Below are 16,188 nucleotides of genomic sequence, written 5' to 3'. Positions count from 1 at the left end.
CACCGGGAGGACGACGCAGAGGATGGACCAGCGCACGCACGAGATCGACGTCGAGCGGCTGGAGGAGGTCGCGAGCAAGTCCGCGATCCAGCTCAGCAGCGAGAACCGCGGCAAGAACCGGCGCAGCCCGGTCGAGCGGCGGGAGGAGATCCCCCGCGCCCACCGGGTGGTGGTCAAGGTCGGCTCCTCGTCGCTCACGTCGATCGAGAGCTCGATCGACGAGCAGGCCGTGCGCACGATCGTGGACGCCCTCGGCGGCGCGAAGGCCCGCGGCCTCGAGATCGTCTTCGTCTCCTCCGGTGCCATCACCGCCGGGCTGGCCCCGCTGGGGCTGTCCCGGCGGCCCAAGAACCTCGCGGGTAAGCAGGCCGCGGCCTCGGTGGGGCAGGGCCTGCTCATGGGCCGCTACATCGAGTCCTTCGCCCGCTACGGCGTCACCGTGGGGCAGGTGCTGGTCACCGCCGAGGACCTGATGCGCCGCAACCACTACAAGAACACCCACCGCCAGATCGAGCGCCTGCTCGAGCTCGGCGTGCTGCCCATCGTCAACGAGAACGACGCCGTGGCCACGCAGGAGATCAAGTTCGGGGACAACGACCGGATCGCGGCGCTGATCGCCCACCTCATCAAGGCGGACGTGCTGCTGCTGCTCTCCGACGTCGACGCGCTCTACACCCGCCCGCCCCAGCAGGGCGGGGAGCGGATCCCGGTGGTCACCGACCCGCTCAAGGACCTCGAGGGCGTGCAGATCGGCTCGGTCGGCCGCGCCGGCGTGGGCTCCGGGGGCATGGTCACCAAGGTCCAGGCGGCCCGGATCGCGGCCGCCTCGGGGATCCCCGCCCTCGTCACCTCCGCCGCCAACATCACCCGCGCCCTCGACGGCGAGGACGTCGGCACGTGGTTCGCCACCACGGGCGGGCGGCGCAACGTCCGGCTGCTGTGGCTGGCCCACCTCGCGGACATCAAGGGCTCCCTGACCCTCGACGAGGGCGCCGCCGCGGCGATCCGCGACCGCCGCTCCCTGCTGGCGGCCGGGGTCACCGCGGTCTCCGGCAGCTTCGACGCGGGGGAGCCGGTCGTGATGGTCGACCCGGAGGGCCAGGAGGTGGCCCACGGGCTGAGCAACTACGCCTCCGACGAGATCCCCCCGATGCTCGGCAAGTCCACGTCCGTGCTCGCGGAGGAGCTCGGCGAGGACTACAGCCGGGAACTGGTGCACGTGGACAACCTCGTGGTCCTGCGGCCCCGGGGCGCACGCACTAAGCTGAAGAAATGACTTCCGCCGCACACGAGTCCGCGACGACCGACGACGCCCAGGGCACGCGCGGGAAGGCCATCGTCACCGACCACGGCGTCCGCGCCACCTTCGGGGACGACCCGGTGGCCGGCGTCGGCGCCATGGCCGACGACTCCCGGGCCGCCGCCCGCGCCCTCGCCCGGGCGACCCGCGCCTGGAAGGACCGGGCGCTGCTGGCGATCGCCGACCGGATCGAGCACCGGCAGGAGGTCGTGCACGCCGCCAACGCGAGGGACCTCGAGCGCGGGCGCGTCAGCGGGGTCTCCGAGGCCCTGCTGGACCGGCTCAGGCTCGACGCCGCGCGCGTGCACGCCCTCGCCGAGGGCCTGCGCGAGCTCGCCGCGCTGCCCGACCCGATCGGCAGCGTGGTCCGGGGCCGCACCCTCGCCAACGGCCTGCGGATGCGCCAGGTGCGCGTGCCCATGGGCGTGGTGGGCGCCATCTACGAGGCCCGCCCCAACGTGACCGTGGACATCGCCGGCATCGCCCTGAAGTCCGGCAACGCCGTGCTGCTGCGCGGCGGCTCGGCCGCCGAGGAGACCAACCGGGCGCTCGTGGGCATCATCCGCGACGCGCTCGCCGACGTGAAGCTGCCCGTGGACCTCGTGCAGAGCATCGACGAGTACGGCCGCGACGGCGCCAGCGCCCTGATGGGCGCGCGCGGGAAGGTCGACGTCCTCATCCCGCGCGGCGGGCACGGGCTGATCCAGTCCGTCGTCCAGAACGCGACGGTCCCGGTGATCGAGACCGGCGAGGGCAACGTCCACCTGTTCCTCGACGCCTCCGCCCCCAAGGACATGGCCGCGCAGATCGCCGTCAACGCCAAGACCCAGCGCACCAGCACGTGCAACACCACGGAGACCCTCCTGCTGCACAGCGGCTTCCCGCACGGGGCCGCCGTGCTCGCGGCCCTGGACCACGCCGGGGTCACCCTGCACGTGGACGAGCGCGCCGAGCGGCTCCTGCCGGCCGGCAGCAGGCGGCACCTGCGCGCCACCGAGGAGGACTGGGCCACGGAGTACCTCTCCCTCGACCTGGCCGTCAGGGTGGTGGACTCCCTCGACGAGGCGCTCGCGCACATCGACCGCTGGTCGACCCGCCACACCGAGGCGATCGTGACCAACGACCTCGCCTCCGCCGAGCGGTTCACCGCGGAGGTCGACGCCGCCGCGGTCATGGTCAACGCCTCCACCCGGTTCACCGACGGCCAGCAGCTCGGCCTGGGCGCGGAGATCGGCATCTCCACGCAGAAGATGCACGCCCGCGGGCCCATGGGCCTGGAGGAGCTGACCACCACGAAGTGGATCGTCCAGGGCGACGGGCACGTCCGCTCCTGAGCCCGGCCGCCGCGGGCCCGCCGCGGATTCAGTACGATGAGAACCGTCCGGGCCCGCCGACCGCGGCGGCACGGGCCGCCCACCGACCACCTGCCGTCCCGGCGGCACCAGAAGGGAACCCCATGCTGCAGCAGATCGCCCCCACCGTCCTCGCCGCCGCCGAGGAGGGCGGCCACGCCGCCGCCGAGGCCGGCCTGCCCGCCGAGGCCATCGGCATCGCGATGTTCGCGCTGCTGCTCACGCTGCTGCTGGTCACGCTGTCCTACGCCAACCGCGGCCTGAGCCCGGAGGCCGGCCAGCACGCCGACCCGGCCGATCTGCCCGCCGACGAGCGCGCCCTGCTCGACGAGTACAACGCCAAGCGCCACGTCTGAGCCCGGGGACCCCTGCGCCGTGACGACCGCCTCCCAGGACGCCGCCCCCTGCCGGGACCTCCCCGCGACGGGGACCTCGGTCCCGGCCCGGACGCCCGGCCGCATCCGGCTGGGCGTCATGGGCGGCACGTTCGACCCCATCCACCACGGCCACCTCGTGGCCGCGTCGGAGGTCGCGGAGGAGTTCGACCTCGACGAGGTCGTCTTCGTGCCCACCGGCCACCCCTGGCAGAAGTCGCACCAGACGGTCAGCCCCGCTGAGCACCGCTACCTCATGACCGTCATCGCGACCGCGTCCAACCCGCGGTTCACGGTCAGCCGCGTGGACATCGAGCGGGAGGGACCCACCTTCACGATCGACACCCTGCGGGACCTGCGCCGGCTGCGCCCGGAAGCGGACCTGTTCTTCATCACCGGCGCCGACGTGATGGGGGAGATCCTCACCTGGAAGGGCGCCGAGGAGCTGTGGGAGCTCGCGCACTTCGTGGGCGTCACCCGCCCCGGCCACGTGCTCACGGCCCCGGTCGGCTCCAGCGGCGTGACCCTGCTTGAGGTGCCCGCCATGGCCATCTCCTCCACGGACTGCCGGGCCCGGGTGGCCCAGCACAAGCCGGTCTGGTACCTCGTGCCCGACGGCGTGGTGCAGTACATCGGCAAGTACGGGCTCTACCAGGACGCCTGCGACGGCGCCCGCACCGGACCCCTCCGGCGCTCCATCGGCGCCCGGCCCGCCGCCGTGGAGGCACCGTGACGACGGGGGAGGACCCGGTGCGCGACGACGACGCCGAGCAGCAGTCCGCGCAGGACTCCCCCGCCCCGGCCCACGCGCCCCGCCCGGCGCCCGGGCCGGCGCCGATCATCGACCTCGACGGGGACGCCGTGCCGGTCCAGCCCGTGAAGCCGCTGGGGCCGCGGCGGCTCGCCCGCCTCCAGCGGGAGCTGGCCGAGCGCTCCCGCGAGCTCGCCGAGACGGGCGCGGGCCCGGCCGATCCCGACCTGCTGGAGAAGCAGCGCCGCTTCGCCGAGCTCGCCGCCCACGCGGCGGCCGCCAACCCCGTCGCGGAGGGGACCGCGGACCCCGCCGCGGCCGGCGGGGTGGAGGCGGCGACGTCGCCGGACACGGCCCCCGCCGGGCAGCCCGGGGCGGAGGCCGAGCGGATCACCGTGGTCTTCCCCGACGCCCCCGGCGGCCCGGACGGCCCCGACCCGCACGACCCCGTCCACGTGGACCCGGCGCTGTTCGCCCACCGCCTGGCGCCCGAGGAGCTCGCCGCGCTGACCCACATCGAGGTCCTGCCCGCCGAGGACACCGAGGGCTCCGGCTCGCACGCGGCGCCGCCCGGGGCCCCCGGCGTCGCCGACACGGCGGCGGACGCCACCGCGGAAACCCCCGACACCGCCGCGTCCGCCGGCACGGCCGAGACCGCCGCGGAACCCGTGGCGGCGCCGGACCCCGACGAGGAGGAGCCCGTGCCCCCGGCCGCACCCGTCCCGGCCGCCACCGCGGAGGGCCTCGAGCTGCTGGACCCCCGGGAGTACCGGCGCCGCCCCGTGAACCGCTGGCTCGCGGTGCTGCTCCTCGCCGTGGTCGCGGCCCTCGTGGTCGTCCTCGTGCTCTTCGTGCTCTGACCCGCCCGCTCGTCCCACCGACCGTTCGATCCACCACCACCCGCTCCGCCCGTCCCCGGGACGGAGCCTCCGGTTCGCCGGGAAAGGACACTCCTTGACTGTCAACGACTACTCCCTCTCCGTCCTGCGCATCGCGGCCACCGCCGCCGACGCCAAGCAGGCCCACGACATCGTCGCCCTCGACGTGAGCGAGGTGCTCGGCATCACCGACGCGTTCCTCGTCGCCTCCGCGTCCAACGAGCGGCTCGTCAACGCCGTCGTCGACGAGATCGAGGAGAGGCTCATCGAGCAGCTCGACCTGCGCCCGATCCGCCGCGAGGGCCGCTCAGAGGGCCGCTGGGTGCTGCTGGACTACGGGGACGTCGTCCTGCACATCCAGCACGACGAGGACCGCGCCTTCTACGCCCTCGAGCGGCTGTGGCGGGACAGCCCCGTGGTCGACCTCGGCCTGCCCGCGGCCTCGCCGGAGGCCTCCGGGCAGACCGCGCCGGCGCCCTCCGCCGACGATTTGCCATGATCCCGGCCGGCTGCCTAATATGAATGCGTTGCCCAGCGGGGCGCAGGATCAACCGGAAAAGGGTGACCGACAAGGGAACTCCTGAGGTTGTGATAGTGTACCGGAGGTAACGACCTGGGGCTGTGGCGCAGCTGGTAGCGCATTTGCATGGCATGCAAAGGGTCAGGGGTTCGAGTCCCCTCAGCTCCACCAGGAACGAGCGACGAGCCCGTCCCGCATCAGCGGGACGGGCTCGTCGCTTTTCGGCTCCCCTCCTCCCCGTGTCTTTTCCGGCGCATTCCCTTCCGCACCCCGGCCGCCTCTGTTAGCGTCGGCACCACCGACCGGGCCGTGATCTGCGTCACTCGTCGTGCCGCCCGCTGTGCCGCCCGCCGTCGGGACGCCTACACGCGCAACGCACATCCTCAACGGAAGAGGTCAAGATGGCAGGCAACAGAGCGGTCGCCTACAAGGGCCCGGGCAAGGTCGAGGTCATCGACACGGACTACCCGGAGTTCGAGCTCAAGGACGCCCCGGGGATCAACCCGGCCAACATCGGTCGGAAGGTCTCGCACGGGGTGATCCTGCGCACCGTGACCACGAACATCTGCGGCTCCGACCAGCACATGGTCCGCGGGCGCACCACGGCCCCGACCGACCTCGTGCTCGGCCACGAGATCACCGGGGAGGTCGTCGAGTGCGGCCCGGACGTGGAGTTCATCAAGGTCGGCGACATCGTCTCCGTCCCCTTCAACATCTCCTGCGGCCGCTGCCGCAACTGCAAGGAGCGCAAGACCGGCATCTGCCTCAACGTCAACCCCGACCGCCCCGGCTCCGCCTACGGGTACGTGGACATGGGCGGGTGGGTCGGCGGGCAGGCGGAGTACGTGCTCGTGCCCTACGCGGACTGGAACCTGCTGAAGTTCCCCGACCGGGACCAGGCCCTGGAGAAGATGATGGACCTGACCATGCTCTCCGACATCCTGCCCACCGGCTACCACGGCGTGGTCACCGCGGGCGTGGGGGTCGGCTCGACCGTCTACATCGCCGGCGCCGGGCCGGTCGGGCTCGCCGCAGCCGCCTCCGCGCACCTGCTGGGCGCGGCCGTGGTCATCGTGGGGGACATGAACGAGGAGCGCCTGGCGCAGGCCCGCAGCTTCGGGTGCGAGACCGTGGACGTCTCGCAGGGCGACCCCCGGGACCAGGTCGAGCAGATCCTCGGGGTCCCGGAGGTCGACTGCGGCGTCGACGCCGTCGGCTTCGAGGCCCGCGGGCACGGCAAGGACTCCTCCCACGAGGCCCCGGCCACCGTGCTCAACTCGCTGATGGACCTCACCGCCGCCGGCGGGGCGCTGGGCATCCCCGGCCTCTACGTGACCGGGGACCCCGGGGCCGTGGACGAGGCGGCCAAGAAGGGCTCGCTGTCCATCAGCCTCGGCACCGGCTGGGCGAAGTCGCTGGCCTTCACCACGGGCCAGTGCCCGGTGATGAAGTACAACCGGCAGCTGATGATGGCGATCCTGCACGACAGGATCCAGATCGCCCGGGCCGTCAACGCCAAGGCGATCCCCCTGGAGGAGGCCCCCCAGGGCTACGCGGAGTTCGACGCCGGGGCCGCCACCAAGTACGTGCTCAACCCGAACGGCTACGTCCCGGCCTGAGCCGGCACCGGGCCCGACGGGACGCACGACGGCCCGCGCCGCCACGGCGCGGGCCGTCGTGCGTGCTGTGCCACACTGGGCGCATGGCCAAGACGACCGAGACCTCGGAGCTCAAGCAGACCGTCGACCAGGTGACCGAGGAAGCCATCAACGTCGGCTACCGCCTGGAGCAGCGGTTCCACCGGTTCCGCCAGCGCCGCGCCGAAACCCGTGGCGACATCCCCGTGATGGTCGCCTTCGAGGGCTACGGCTCCGAGCACCACGTGCGGGTGCTCGGCCGGGCGCTGCTGAAGACCCGCGGGCTCATCGAGTCCACGGACGAGAGCGCCGAGTCCATCCGCGGCTGGCGCTCCTTCACCTCCGTGCCGATCGCCTTCGCCCACGTGAACGTGTGGATCGACGAGTACGAGTTCCACCTCGTCGCCGACAAGGGCGGGGTCATCGACGTCGACCTGCAGGTCTCGCTGTCCCCCGGGGAGCACACCGTGTGGATGCAGACGGCCGGCTCCGAGGTCGTCGAGGCGCGGGTCTTTGTCGTGGCCGACGAGCAGCGGATCGGCGTGCTCTCCGACGTCGACGACACCGTCATGGTCACGGCCCTGCCCCGCCCCATGCTGGCGGCCTGGAACTCCTTCGTGCTCAACGAGCACGCCCGCAGCGCCACCCCCGGCATGGCGGTGATGATGGACCGGCTCCTGCACCAGCACCTCGGCGCGCCGTTCCTCTACCTCTCCACCGGGGCGTGGAACGTGGCCCCCACCCTGCGCCGGTTCCTCACCCGCAACGCCTACCCGGCCGGGGCGCTCCTGCTCACCGACTGGGGCCCCACCACCGACCGCTGGTTCCGCGCCGGCGCCGCCCACAAGGTGAACAACCTCGAGCGGCTCGCCCAGAACTTCCCCCACGTGCGATGGATCCTCGTCGGCGACGACGGCCAGCACGACCCCGAGATCTACAGCGGCTTCGCCCAGCGCTACCCCGAGCACGTGGCCGCGATCGTCATCCGCACCCTCTCGCCCACCGAGGCCGTGCTCGCCGGCCACCCGCTGGCCGGGGAGGGCCGGCGCGTCACCGTGCCCGAGGACATCCTGTGGCTCGAGGGCAACGACGGCGCCTCCCTCTCCCGCCAGCTCGCCGAGCACGGCCTGCTCTGAGCAGGACCCGCTCCTGCCGGGGCCGCGGGCCCGCCGGGACGTCCGAGGCGGCGCCTAGGCTGGACCCATGACCGCCCAGCAGACCAGCCTCGTTCCCCCCGCCCCCGCCCCCGCACCCGGCGCCGGTGGCGGCTTCCCGGCGGTCGACGCCGCCGTCGCGCGGGCACGCGCCGGCTTCGTGCCCGACCTGGACCTGGCGGCCCGGCTCGACCGGCTCCAGCGCCTCGAGGACCTCGTGCGGGAGAACCGCCCGGCGCTCGAGGAGGCGCTCGCCGCCGACCTCGGCAAGCCCCGCGCCGAGGCGTGGCTGACGGAGCTCGGCTTCACGCTCGAGGAGATCGCCGGGATCCGCACGGAGCTCGCCGGGTGGATGGCCCCCGAGAAGGCCCGCGTCCCGCTGAGCCTCGCCCCGGCCCGCGCCCGCGTCGAGCACCAGCCGCTGGGCACCGTGCTCGTCATCGCGCCGTGGAACTACCCCGTGCAGCTGGTCCTGAGCCCCCTGGCCGGAGCGCTCGCCGCCGGCAACACCGTCGTCGTCAAGCCCTCCGAGGTCACCGCGACCGTCTCGGGCGTGCTGGCGGAGCTGATCGAGCGGTACCTGGGCGACTGCGTGAGCGTGGTCGAGGGCGGGGTGCCTGAGACCACCCGGCTGCTGGAGCACCGCTTCGACCACGTCTTCTACACCGGCAACGGCAAGGTCGCCCGGGTCGTCATGACCGCGGCCGCCCGGCACCTGACCCCGGTGACCCTCGAGCTGGGCGGGAAGTCCCCGGTCTGGGTGGACGCCTCGAGCGACCTCAGGACCGCCGCCCGGCGGATCGTGTGGGGGAAGTTCCTCAACGCGGGCCAGACGTGCGTGGCCCCCGACCACGTCCTGGGCACCCCCGGGACGCTGGCCGCGCTCGAGCCCGAGCTCGTGCGGGCGGTGGAGGAGCACTACGGGCAGGACCCCCGCCGCAGCGACTCCTACGGGCGGATCGTCAGCGAGCGCCACCTCGCCCGGCTGACCGGGCTCCTCGAGCAGGTCCCGGCCGACGACGTCGTGTGCGGCGGCGGGTCCGACCGCGCGGAGCGCTACCTCGCCCCCACGGTCGTGCGCTCCGCCCCCGACGGGCCGTTCATGGCCGAGGAGATCTTCGGGCCCGTCCTGCCGCTGGTGCCCGTGCGCTCGGCCGAGCACGCCGTCGAGCTGATCACCGCGGGGGAGAAGCCGCTGGCCCTCTACGTCTTCTCCGAGGAGGAGGCGGTCAAGGACCTGTTCCGCCGGCGGACCTCCTCCGGGGGGCTGTCCTTCAACACGCCGCTGCTGCACCTGTCCAACCCCGAGCTGCCCTTCGGCGGGGTGGGGGCCTCCGGCACCGGGGCCTACCACGGGAAGCACTCGTTCACGCTGTTCACGCACGCGCGCGCGGTCCTGGACAAGCCCCTCGCCCCGGACACCCTGCGGATCGTCTACCCGCCCTACCGGGGCCTGCGCGCCCGGCTCGCCGCGGCGGCGCTCGGACGGCGCCGGACCCGCCGCCGGAGCCGACACGCCGTCGCCCGAAATTAATTTTCCCCACCGCCCGGCGGCCCCGGAAAACGCACAGCCTGTGCATATCCGGGCGGCCGCGGCGGAATTCCGCGAGACCGCGCGCACCACCCCTGTGGAGAAGAAACGGTCGGCCTGGGGATAGTCCGAAAGGAGCTGTGGACAACCGAGAACACTGCATCTAGGGGTCGCTTCCCCTCCCTGGCACTAGATGTAGTATTGGGATCAGTCAGCCGGAGAGACCCCTTCAGTACCCGTAGAGCCTGCGGAAACGTCGGATCTCCCCCCACAAATCACCCGATCGAAAAGGGGAAACAGCGATGTCCGTGACCGTGTACAGCAAGCCGTCCTGCGTCCAGTGCAATGCCACCTACCGTGCCCTGACCAAGAAGGGCATCGAGTACAAGGTCGTCGACGTCACCGAGGACGAGGCCGCCCTGGCCCACGTGCTCGCCCTCGGGTACCAGCAGGTCCCGGTCGTCGAGACCCCGACCGAGCACTGGTCGGGCTACCGTCCGGACAAGATCACCTCCCTGGCCGTCCTCCTCTCGGCCTGAGGCCGGTGCGCCGCCCGCTTCCCCGCGGCGCCCGGGCCCGAGCCGTCGGCCACCGACACCACCTCGGAGCGCGGAAGCAATGAGCACACCCACCCCCGGAACGATCGGGAGCACGATCCCGGGGCCTGCTCGGCAGGACCGCGGCGCGAGCGCCGCGGCGCCGGAGCCCCGCGCCCCCCTGGTCGTGTACTTCTCCTCGGTCTCCAACAACACGCACCGCTTCATCTCCAAGCTGGACGTCCGCGCGGTGCGGCTGCCCCTCCACACGGGGGAGGAGCCACCCGTGGTCGACGAGCCCTACGTGCTGGTCGCCCCCACCTACGGGAGGCCCAACGGCAGCGGAGCCGTTCCGCCGCAGGTCGTGCGGTTCCTCAACGAGGAGACCAACCGGCGGCACCTGCTCGGCGTCATCGGCGCCGGCAACACCAACTTCGGCGATCAGTTCTGCCTCGCGGCGGAGAAGATCGCCACCAAATGCACCGTCCCCGTCCTCTACCGGTTCGAGCTCATGGGCACCGAGGAGGACGTGCGGAAAGTCAACGAAGGATTGGATCAGTTTTGGCGACAATGCACGCAGCCCCGGGCCTGAGCGTCGAGCCCGGCCACGAGGACAAGCGCGTCCCGGAGAAGTACCGGGGCCTCGGCTACCACGAGCTCAACGCTCTGCTGAACCTGTACGACGTCGACGGGAAGATCCAGTTCGACGCCGACAAGCAGGCCGCACGGCAGTACTTCCTGCAGCACGTGAACAACAACACCGTCTTCTTCCACGACCTCGAGGAGAAGCTCGACTACCTGGTCTCGCACCAGTACTACGAGCCCGAGGTCCTGGAGAAGTACAGCCGGGACTTCATCAAGGCGCTGTCCAAGCGCGCCTACGGGCAGAAGTTCCGCTTCGAGACGTTCCTGGGCGCGTTCAAGTTCTACACGTCCTACACGCTGAAGACCTTCGACGGCCAGCGCTACCTCGAGCGCTTCGAGGACCGCGTGGTCATGGTCTCCCTCTACCTCGCGGACGGCGACGAGACGCTCGCCACCCGGCTGGTGGACGAGATCATCGCCGGGCGCTTCCAGCCGGCCACCCCCACGTTCCTCAACGCGGGCAAGAAGCAGCGCGGCGAGCTCGTCTCCTGCTTCCTGCTGCGCATCGAGGACAACATGGAGTCCATCGGGCGGTCCATCAACTCGGCGCTGCAGCTGTCCAAGCGCGGCGGCGGCGTGGCGTTCGCCCTGACCAACATCCGTGAGGCCGGCGCCCCGATCAAGAAGATCGAGAACCAGTCCTCGGGCATCATCCCCATCATGAAGCTGCTGGAGGACTCGTTCTCCTACGCCAACCAGCTGGGCGCCCGCCAGGGCGCGGGCGCGGTGTACCTGCACGCCCACCACCCGGACATCTACAGCTTCCTGGACACCAAGCGGGAGAACGCGGACGAGAAGATCCGCATCAAGACCCTCTCCCTCGGCGTGGTCATCCCCGACATCACGTTCGAGCTGGCCAAGAAGAACCAGGACATGTACCTGTTCTCCCCGTACGACGTGGAGCGCGTCTACGGGATGCCCTTCTCGGACGTCAACGTGACCGAGAAGTACTACGAGATGGTCGCGGACGCCCGGATCACCAAGAAGAAGATCAACGCCCGGGAGTTCTTCCAGACCCTGGCCGAGGTCCAGTTCGAGTCCGGCTACCCGTACGTCATGTTCGAGGACACCGTCAACCGGGAGAACCCCGTCGACGGCAAGATCATCATGTCCAACCTGTGCTCCGAGATCCTCCAGGTCTCCGAGCCGTCCACGTACCACGAGGACCTGGACTACGACGAGGTCGGCAAGGACATCTCCTGCAACCTCGGCTCCCTGAACATCGCCCTGACCATGCAGTCCCCGGACTTCGGGCAGTCGGTGGAGACCGCGATCCGCGGCCTGACGGCGGTGTCGGACATGTCCAACATCAACTCGGTGCCCTCGATCGAGCGCGGCAACCAGATGTCCCACGCCGTGGGCCTCGGGCAGATGAACCTGCACGGCTACCTCGCCAAGGAGCACATCCACTACGGCTCCGAGGAGGGCCTGGACTTCACGAACATCTACTTCTACACGGTCACGTACCACGCGGTCCGCGCGTCGAACGAGATCGCGAAGGAGCGCCGGCAGACGTTCGTGGGCTTCGAGCGCTCCAAGTACGCGTCGGGGGAGTACTTCGCCAAGTACACCGACCGCGAGTGGGCCCCCGCCACCGAGCGGGTCCGGCAGCTGTTCGCGGAGGCCGGCGTGCACATCCCCACCCAGGAGGACTGGCTGCGGCTGAAGGCCTCCGTCATGGAGCACGGGATGTACAACCAGAACCTGCAGGCGGTCCCGCCGACCGGGTCGATTTCCTACATCAACAACTCGACCTCCTCGATCCACCCGATCGCCTCGAAGATCGAGATCCGCAAGGAGGGCAAGCTCGGGCGCGTGTACTACCCGGCGCCCTTCATGGACAACGACAACCTGGAGTACTTCCAGGACGCGTACGAGATCGGCTACGAGAAGATCATCGACACCTACGCGGCGGCGACCCAGCACGTGGACCAGGGCCTGTCCCTGACGCTGTTCTTCAAGGACACGGCCACGACCCGCGACATCAACAAGGCGCAGATCTACGCGTGGCGCAAGGGCATCAAGACGATGTACTACTCCCGCATCCGCCAGCTGGCGCTGGAGGGCACCGAGGTCGAGGGCTGCGTCTCCTGCATGCTCTGACCGCCGGCCCCGGCGGCCACCCCCTACTCCCCGCGCGCGTCCGCAGGACGCGCGCGGGGGTCCACACCTTTCGAGGAAGACTTCGAGGAAGACACAGACCATGACTCTCGAGAAGAGCGAGAACGTCGAGCAGACGGCGCTGGACATGCTCCGCGCCGAGGCCATCAACTGGAACCGCGTCGGCGACGACAAGGACGCCGAGGTCTGGGACCGCCTGACCGCCAACTTCTGGCTGCCGGAGAAGATCCCGCTGTCCAACGACGTCCCGTCCTGGAAGACGCTGACCGAGGACGAGCAGCAGCTCACCATGCGGGTCTTCACCGGCCTGACGCTGCTGGACACCATCCAGGCCACCGTCGGCGCCGTGTCCCTGATCCGGGACGCCACGACCCTGCACGAGGAGGCCGTGTACACCAACATCGCCTTCATGGAGTCGGTGCACGCGAAGTCCTACTCCTCGATCTTCTCGACCCTGTCCTCGATGAAGGAGATCGACGAGGTCTTCCGCTGGGCGAAGGAGAACCCGTACCTGCAGAAGAAGGCCGACATCGTCGTCAAGTACTACCGGGGCGACGACCCGCTGAAGAAGAAGGTGGCCTCGACCCTGCTCGAGTCCTTCCTCTTCTACTCCGGGTTCTACCTGCCCATGTACTGGTCCTCCCGGGCGAAGCTGACGAACACGGCCGACCTCGTGCGCCTGATCATCCGCGACGAGGCCGTGCACGGGTACTACATCGGCTACAAGTTCCAGCGCGCCCTGGCCCAGGAGACCCCGGAGCGCCAGGACGAGCTGAAGCTCTACACCTACGAGCTGCTCGAGGAGCTCTACGAGAACGAGGTGCTCTACACCGAGTCCCTCTACGACGCCGTGGGCTGGACCGAGGACGTCAAGAAGTTCCTGCACTACAACGCCAACAAGGCCCTGAACAACCTGGGCTTCGAGGCGCTGTTCCCGAAGGACATGACCGACGTCTCGCCGGCGATCCTCTCGGCGCTGTCCCCGAACGCCGACGAGAACCACGACTTCTTCTCCGGCTCGGGCTCCTCCTACGTGATCGGCAAGGCCGTGAACACGGAGGACGAGGACTGGGACTTCTAATCCTGTGAGATCCCGACCTATCTGAGCAATGTGGCCCTATGTGAGCAGACCGGTCGCCCCATCTGAGCATTGCTCAGATGTCGTGATAGCTCCGTCAAGCTGACTCCCAGCCTTACCCGATCCCGGCGATGTGATGACCCGATCGCCGGGATCGGGTGGTTGACGGGCTGAATCCTGGTGTCGGTGGAGTCTAGACGATTTCCAGATGTGTATTCATTTGAGCGCATCTAGTCCAATCGCGTATTTCAAAATGGGGGTGAGGGTGCCTGCCGGTGACGTCAACAATATTCTCGTCATGGCACCCCGACTCCGGTGCGGTATTTCCTTTTATTGAGCGCACTCTGGGGCTGAATGATCTGTTTCCCGGCATGAGCGACCCCTTGTGGAATTGGTCGTCATGTCGCGCAACGACCCTAAAACCGGAATGCGCGAAATGGATTCCAGCACAGCACATGCCCTGGGTATTACGCAGGCAATTTTAGAGCCGCGAGCACGCCTTGTTGGATTATTCGGCTTTCGATGTCTCTATCCTCCTGTCGGCGGACCCTGCTGCCGTGGGGCAGATCGTCGAGGAGGGGCACCCGGTAGGACTGGGGCTTCTGGTGGCCAGCATGCATTAGTAACCAGCTGTGTCCGGTGGACTGCGTGCCGCGTTCAATTCCGACGGAATACTTGCTGAAGACGACTTTGAGCATGTCGTGCAGCAGTATGACCTGCCGGCATTCCATGCCTATGAGGCGGAACGGGTCGCAGAGGCTCGCCGTCCCGGGCCTGTTGCCTCCGTTGCTTGCGGGATTGAGAAGATCCAACGCTTGGAACTTGTTCATGCATCGCAGTGCACTGACTGCGGTCAGCGCCTGTTTAGTGCACTGGCCGCTGAGCGGAGCGCTCGCTCCCGTGAAGGGGTCATTCAGTCGCTCAAGGCTTGGGATGTGCGGATTGATGATGCATTGCTCCCGGCGATATCGATAGGACGCGGGCTATCGGCGTGCTGAGGCCCCACATGTTCTTGATGATCAAGAAAAGCGTGTTACCGGCGCGGCTGCCTCTGCGTCATCAATGCATGTGCCCTTTGGTGGAATCAACGAAGAAGCGCGGTTGCGAATGCCGTCTTCATGAATAATTTTTTTGAGGTGCACGATAGGTGGACTCGGATAGAATAATTCATTTCCACTAGTTGGGCTTTTCCCTGGTAAGCCCATCAAATTTAGCTCGCTCTGCCGTGATCCACCTACCGCGGGTCCTTTCCGCAAGTCTAGGGATGCGAGACGTCTCATCCAACTTTTTTGCGCCCGCAGAATTCCGCGGGCGGGAGTGTCTCGCACCTATGTGTTTTATCCCTGTGCCTAGAATCGGGTACTAGACATTGGTTGCGAGACAGATTGGGTTGACGTGGGGAAGTTAATTGGGTACGCGCGTGTGTCGACACGACAACAGGACGCCGACCGCCAAGTGTATGACTTACAGGCTGCGGGCGTGCGGCGCGATGATCTCTATGTTGACCATGGAGTATCTGGAGCCCATGCATCGCGTCCGGCATTCGACAGAGCGATCGCCGCGATCGAGGAGGGCGACACCCTGGCGATCACCACGCTGGACCGGCTGGGGCGATCGACGCAGAACATGCTGGCTTTTGCTGAGGCGTTGCGGGGCAGGGGCGCCGGGTTGCGGGTGCTGAACCTGGGTGGGGGAGACGTGGATACCCACACACCGATGGGATCGATGGTCTTCACCGTCATGGCTGCCTTGGCGCAGATGGAGTTGGAGATCAAGCGCGAACGCATCACCGACTCGGTGGCCAAGCGTCGGGCTGCCGGCAAGGACCTCGGCGGGCGCCGCCCGACCTTCACGGACTCCCAGATCCGCAACGCCCTGCGGCTGATTGATTCGGGGGAGCCGGCCACCCAGGTCGCCCGAGACCTGGGCATGTCGAGGGCCACCCTTTACCGCCGCATCCGCGAACTCCCCATGCCGATCGTCTGAGCGGATTAGTGACGGACTGTCGTTTGGCTAGCCGCGCTCTTGGCGGGCGTGACGGCGGTACTGCCGCGTGCTTGGTGAGAGCCCGCTCTGGTCAGTCGCCGCTCAGAGTGTGGTAGCCCAGGGCGGAGTCGACGGCTGCCTGGCTGTGGATGGCGTCGGAGCCAATCCCAGCAGCGACAATTGGTCTTGGTCGAGGATCTAGTGCCGTGTCAGGCAGCTTTTGCGATGTGGATGGTGGCGGCTTTGTCGAGAACTTCGACCAGGCGGTGGTCGTGGGCGTGGCGGTTACGCCAGGCGATGTAGCGGCGGATCATCGAGGCCTGCT

At 69.1% G+C, this 16,188-nt stretch carries 16 protein-coding genes and 1 tRNA gene; all 17 read left to right on the top strand.

Annotation, left to right across the window (positions count from 1 at the left end; genetic code table 11):
* Positions 1-22 precede the first annotated feature (22 nt).
* The 17 genes from proB to M3185_RS16045 all read left to right on the top strand — a co-directional run bounded on the left by proB (position 23) and on the right by M3185_RS16045 (position 15,863).
* Entirely contained in the window at positions 23-1,276 is a 1,254-nt protein-coding gene (proB, locus tag M3185_RS16120; protein WP_251334689.1) for a glutamate 5-kinase, read from the top strand.
* Positions 1,273-2,634: a glutamate-5-semialdehyde dehydrogenase gene (locus tag M3185_RS16115; protein ID WP_251334688.1), complete on the top strand. Its 1,362-nt coding sequence runs from the start codon at positions 1,273-1,275 to the stop codon at positions 2,632-2,634. The genes proB and M3185_RS16115 overlap by 4 nt, the downstream gene beginning before the upstream one ends.
* 122 nt (positions 2,635-2,756) lie before the next feature.
* Complete coding sequence (locus M3185_RS16110) at positions 2,757-3,008, top strand: hypothetical protein (RefSeq protein ID WP_251334687.1); 252 nt, start codon at positions 2,757-2,759, stop codon at positions 3,006-3,008.
* A 118-nt stretch (positions 3,009-3,126) separates the two neighbouring features.
* On the top strand, positions 3,127-3,759 hold the full coding sequence (gene nadD, locus M3185_RS16105; RefSeq protein ID WP_251334699.1) for a nicotinate-nucleotide adenylyltransferase: 633 nt from the start codon (positions 3,127-3,129) through the stop codon (positions 3,757-3,759).
* The gene (locus tag M3185_RS16100) at positions 3,756-4,637 is read left to right on the top strand and encodes a hypothetical protein (RefSeq protein WP_251334686.1); all 882 of its coding nucleotides are present in this window, start codon (positions 3,756-3,758) and stop codon (positions 4,635-4,637) included. Before nadD ends, M3185_RS16100 begins: the two co-directional genes overlap by 4 nt.
* 94 nt (positions 4,638-4,731) lie before the next feature.
* Positions 4,732-5,154: a ribosome silencing factor gene (gene rsfS, locus M3185_RS16095; protein WP_251334685.1), complete on the top strand. Its 423-nt coding sequence runs from the start codon at positions 4,732-4,734 to the stop codon at positions 5,152-5,154.
* A gap of 116 nt (positions 5,155-5,270) precedes the next feature.
* Positions 5,271-5,346: transfer RNA gene (locus tag M3185_RS16090), tRNA-Ala, on the top strand.
* A 230-nt stretch (positions 5,347-5,576) separates the two neighbouring features.
* The gene (gene fdhA / locus M3185_RS16085; RefSeq protein ID WP_251334684.1) at positions 5,577-6,794 is read left to right on the top strand and encodes a formaldehyde dehydrogenase, glutathione-independent; all 1,218 of its coding nucleotides are present in this window, start codon (positions 5,577-5,579) and stop codon (positions 6,792-6,794) included.
* A gap of 83 nt (positions 6,795-6,877) precedes the next feature.
* Positions 6,878-7,948, top strand: coding sequence for an App1 family protein (locus M3185_RS16080; protein ID WP_251334683.1), 1,071 nt, complete (start codon positions 6,878-6,880; stop codon positions 7,946-7,948).
* A 67-nt stretch (positions 7,949-8,015) separates the two neighbouring features.
* On the top strand, positions 8,016-9,500 hold the full coding sequence (locus M3185_RS16075; protein ID WP_251334682.1) for an aldehyde dehydrogenase family protein: 1,485 nt from the start codon (positions 8,016-8,018) through the stop codon (positions 9,498-9,500).
* Positions 9,501-9,799: 299 nt separating this feature from the next.
* The gene (gene nrdH / locus M3185_RS16070; RefSeq protein ID WP_251334681.1) at positions 9,800-10,036 is read left to right on the top strand and encodes a glutaredoxin-like protein NrdH; all 237 of its coding nucleotides are present in this window, start codon (positions 9,800-9,802) and stop codon (positions 10,034-10,036) included.
* Positions 10,037-10,115: 79 nt separating this feature from the next.
* On the top strand, positions 10,116-10,625 hold the full coding sequence (gene nrdI / locus M3185_RS16065; protein ID WP_251334680.1) for a class Ib ribonucleoside-diphosphate reductase assembly flavoprotein NrdI: 510 nt from the start codon (positions 10,116-10,118) through the stop codon (positions 10,623-10,625).
* The gene (gene nrdE / locus M3185_RS16060) at positions 10,604-12,781 is read left to right on the top strand and encodes a class 1b ribonucleoside-diphosphate reductase subunit alpha (RefSeq protein ID WP_251334698.1); all 2,178 of its coding nucleotides are present in this window, start codon (positions 10,604-10,606) and stop codon (positions 12,779-12,781) included. Before nrdI ends, nrdE begins: the two co-directional genes overlap by 22 nt.
* Before the next feature lie 100 nt (positions 12,782-12,881).
* Positions 12,882-13,880, top strand: coding sequence for a class 1b ribonucleoside-diphosphate reductase subunit beta (nrdF, locus tag M3185_RS16055; protein ID WP_251334679.1), 999 nt, complete (start codon positions 12,882-12,884; stop codon positions 13,878-13,880).
* A 397-nt stretch (positions 13,881-14,277) separates the two neighbouring features.
* Positions 14,278-14,559, top strand: a complete 282-nt coding sequence (locus M3185_RS17580; RefSeq protein ID WP_374238533.1) for a hypothetical protein — start codon at positions 14,278-14,280, stop codon at positions 14,557-14,559.
* Positions 14,510-14,875 (top strand): 5'-nucleotidase, encoded by a 366-nt coding sequence (locus M3185_RS17575; protein WP_374238532.1) that lies wholly within the window; start codon positions 14,510-14,512, stop codon positions 14,873-14,875. Before M3185_RS17580 ends, M3185_RS17575 begins: the two co-directional genes overlap by 50 nt.
* A 397-nt stretch (positions 14,876-15,272) precedes the next feature.
* The gene (locus M3185_RS16045) at positions 15,273-15,863 is read left to right on the top strand and encodes a recombinase family protein (protein ID WP_251334677.1); all 591 of its coding nucleotides are present in this window, start codon (positions 15,273-15,275) and stop codon (positions 15,861-15,863) included.
* The last annotated feature ends 325 nt before the right edge of the window (positions 15,864-16,188 follow it).

Source organism: Kocuria rosea (assembly GCF_023715525.1).
GTDB lineage: Bacteria > Actinomycetota > Actinomycetes > Actinomycetales > Micrococcaceae > Kocuria > Kocuria rosea_A.
Note: the sequence above shows the minus strand (reverse complement) of the source record. Positions and strands in the feature narration are given on the sequence as shown.

Bases quoted from the DNA above. Each gene is read 5' to 3' on its own strand.
- proB (WP_251334689.1), top strand. From the start codon at position 23: ATGGACCAGCGCACGCACGAGATCGACGTCGAGCGGCTGGAGGAGGTC.
- nrdH (WP_251334681.1), top strand. From the start codon at position 9,800: ATGTCCGTGACCGTGTACAGCAAGCCGTCCTGCGTCCAGTGCAATGCC.
- M3185_RS16080 (WP_251334683.1), top strand. From the start codon at position 6,878: ATGGCCAAGACGACCGAGACCTCGGAGCTCAAGCAGACCGTCGACCAG.
- nrdF (WP_251334679.1), top strand. From the start codon at position 12,882: ATGACTCTCGAGAAGAGCGAGAACGTCGAGCAGACGGCGCTGGACATG.
- nrdI (WP_251334680.1), top strand. From the start codon at position 10,116: ATGAGCACACCCACCCCCGGAACGATCGGGAGCACGATCCCGGGGCCT.
- fdhA (WP_251334684.1), top strand. From the start codon at position 5,577: ATGGCAGGCAACAGAGCGGTCGCCTACAAGGGCCCGGGCAAGGTCGAG.
- nadD (WP_251334699.1), top strand. From the start codon at position 3,127: ATGGGCGGCACGTTCGACCCCATCCACCACGGCCACCTCGTGGCCGCG.
- M3185_RS16110 (WP_251334687.1), top strand. From the start codon at position 2,757: ATGCTGCAGCAGATCGCCCCCACCGTCCTCGCCGCCGCCGAGGAGGGC.
- M3185_RS16075 (WP_251334682.1), top strand. From the start codon at position 8,016: ATGACCGCCCAGCAGACCAGCCTCGTTCCCCCCGCCCCCGCCCCCGCA.
- M3185_RS17580 (WP_374238533.1), top strand. From the start codon at position 14,278: ATGTCGCGCAACGACCCTAAAACCGGAATGCGCGAAATGGATTCCAGC.
- M3185_RS16115 (WP_251334688.1), top strand. From the start codon at position 1,273: ATGACTTCCGCCGCACACGAGTCCGCGACGACCGACGACGCCCAGGGC.
- nrdE (WP_251334698.1), top strand. From the start codon at position 10,604: ATGCACGCAGCCCCGGGCCTGAGCGTCGAGCCCGGCCACGAGGACAAG.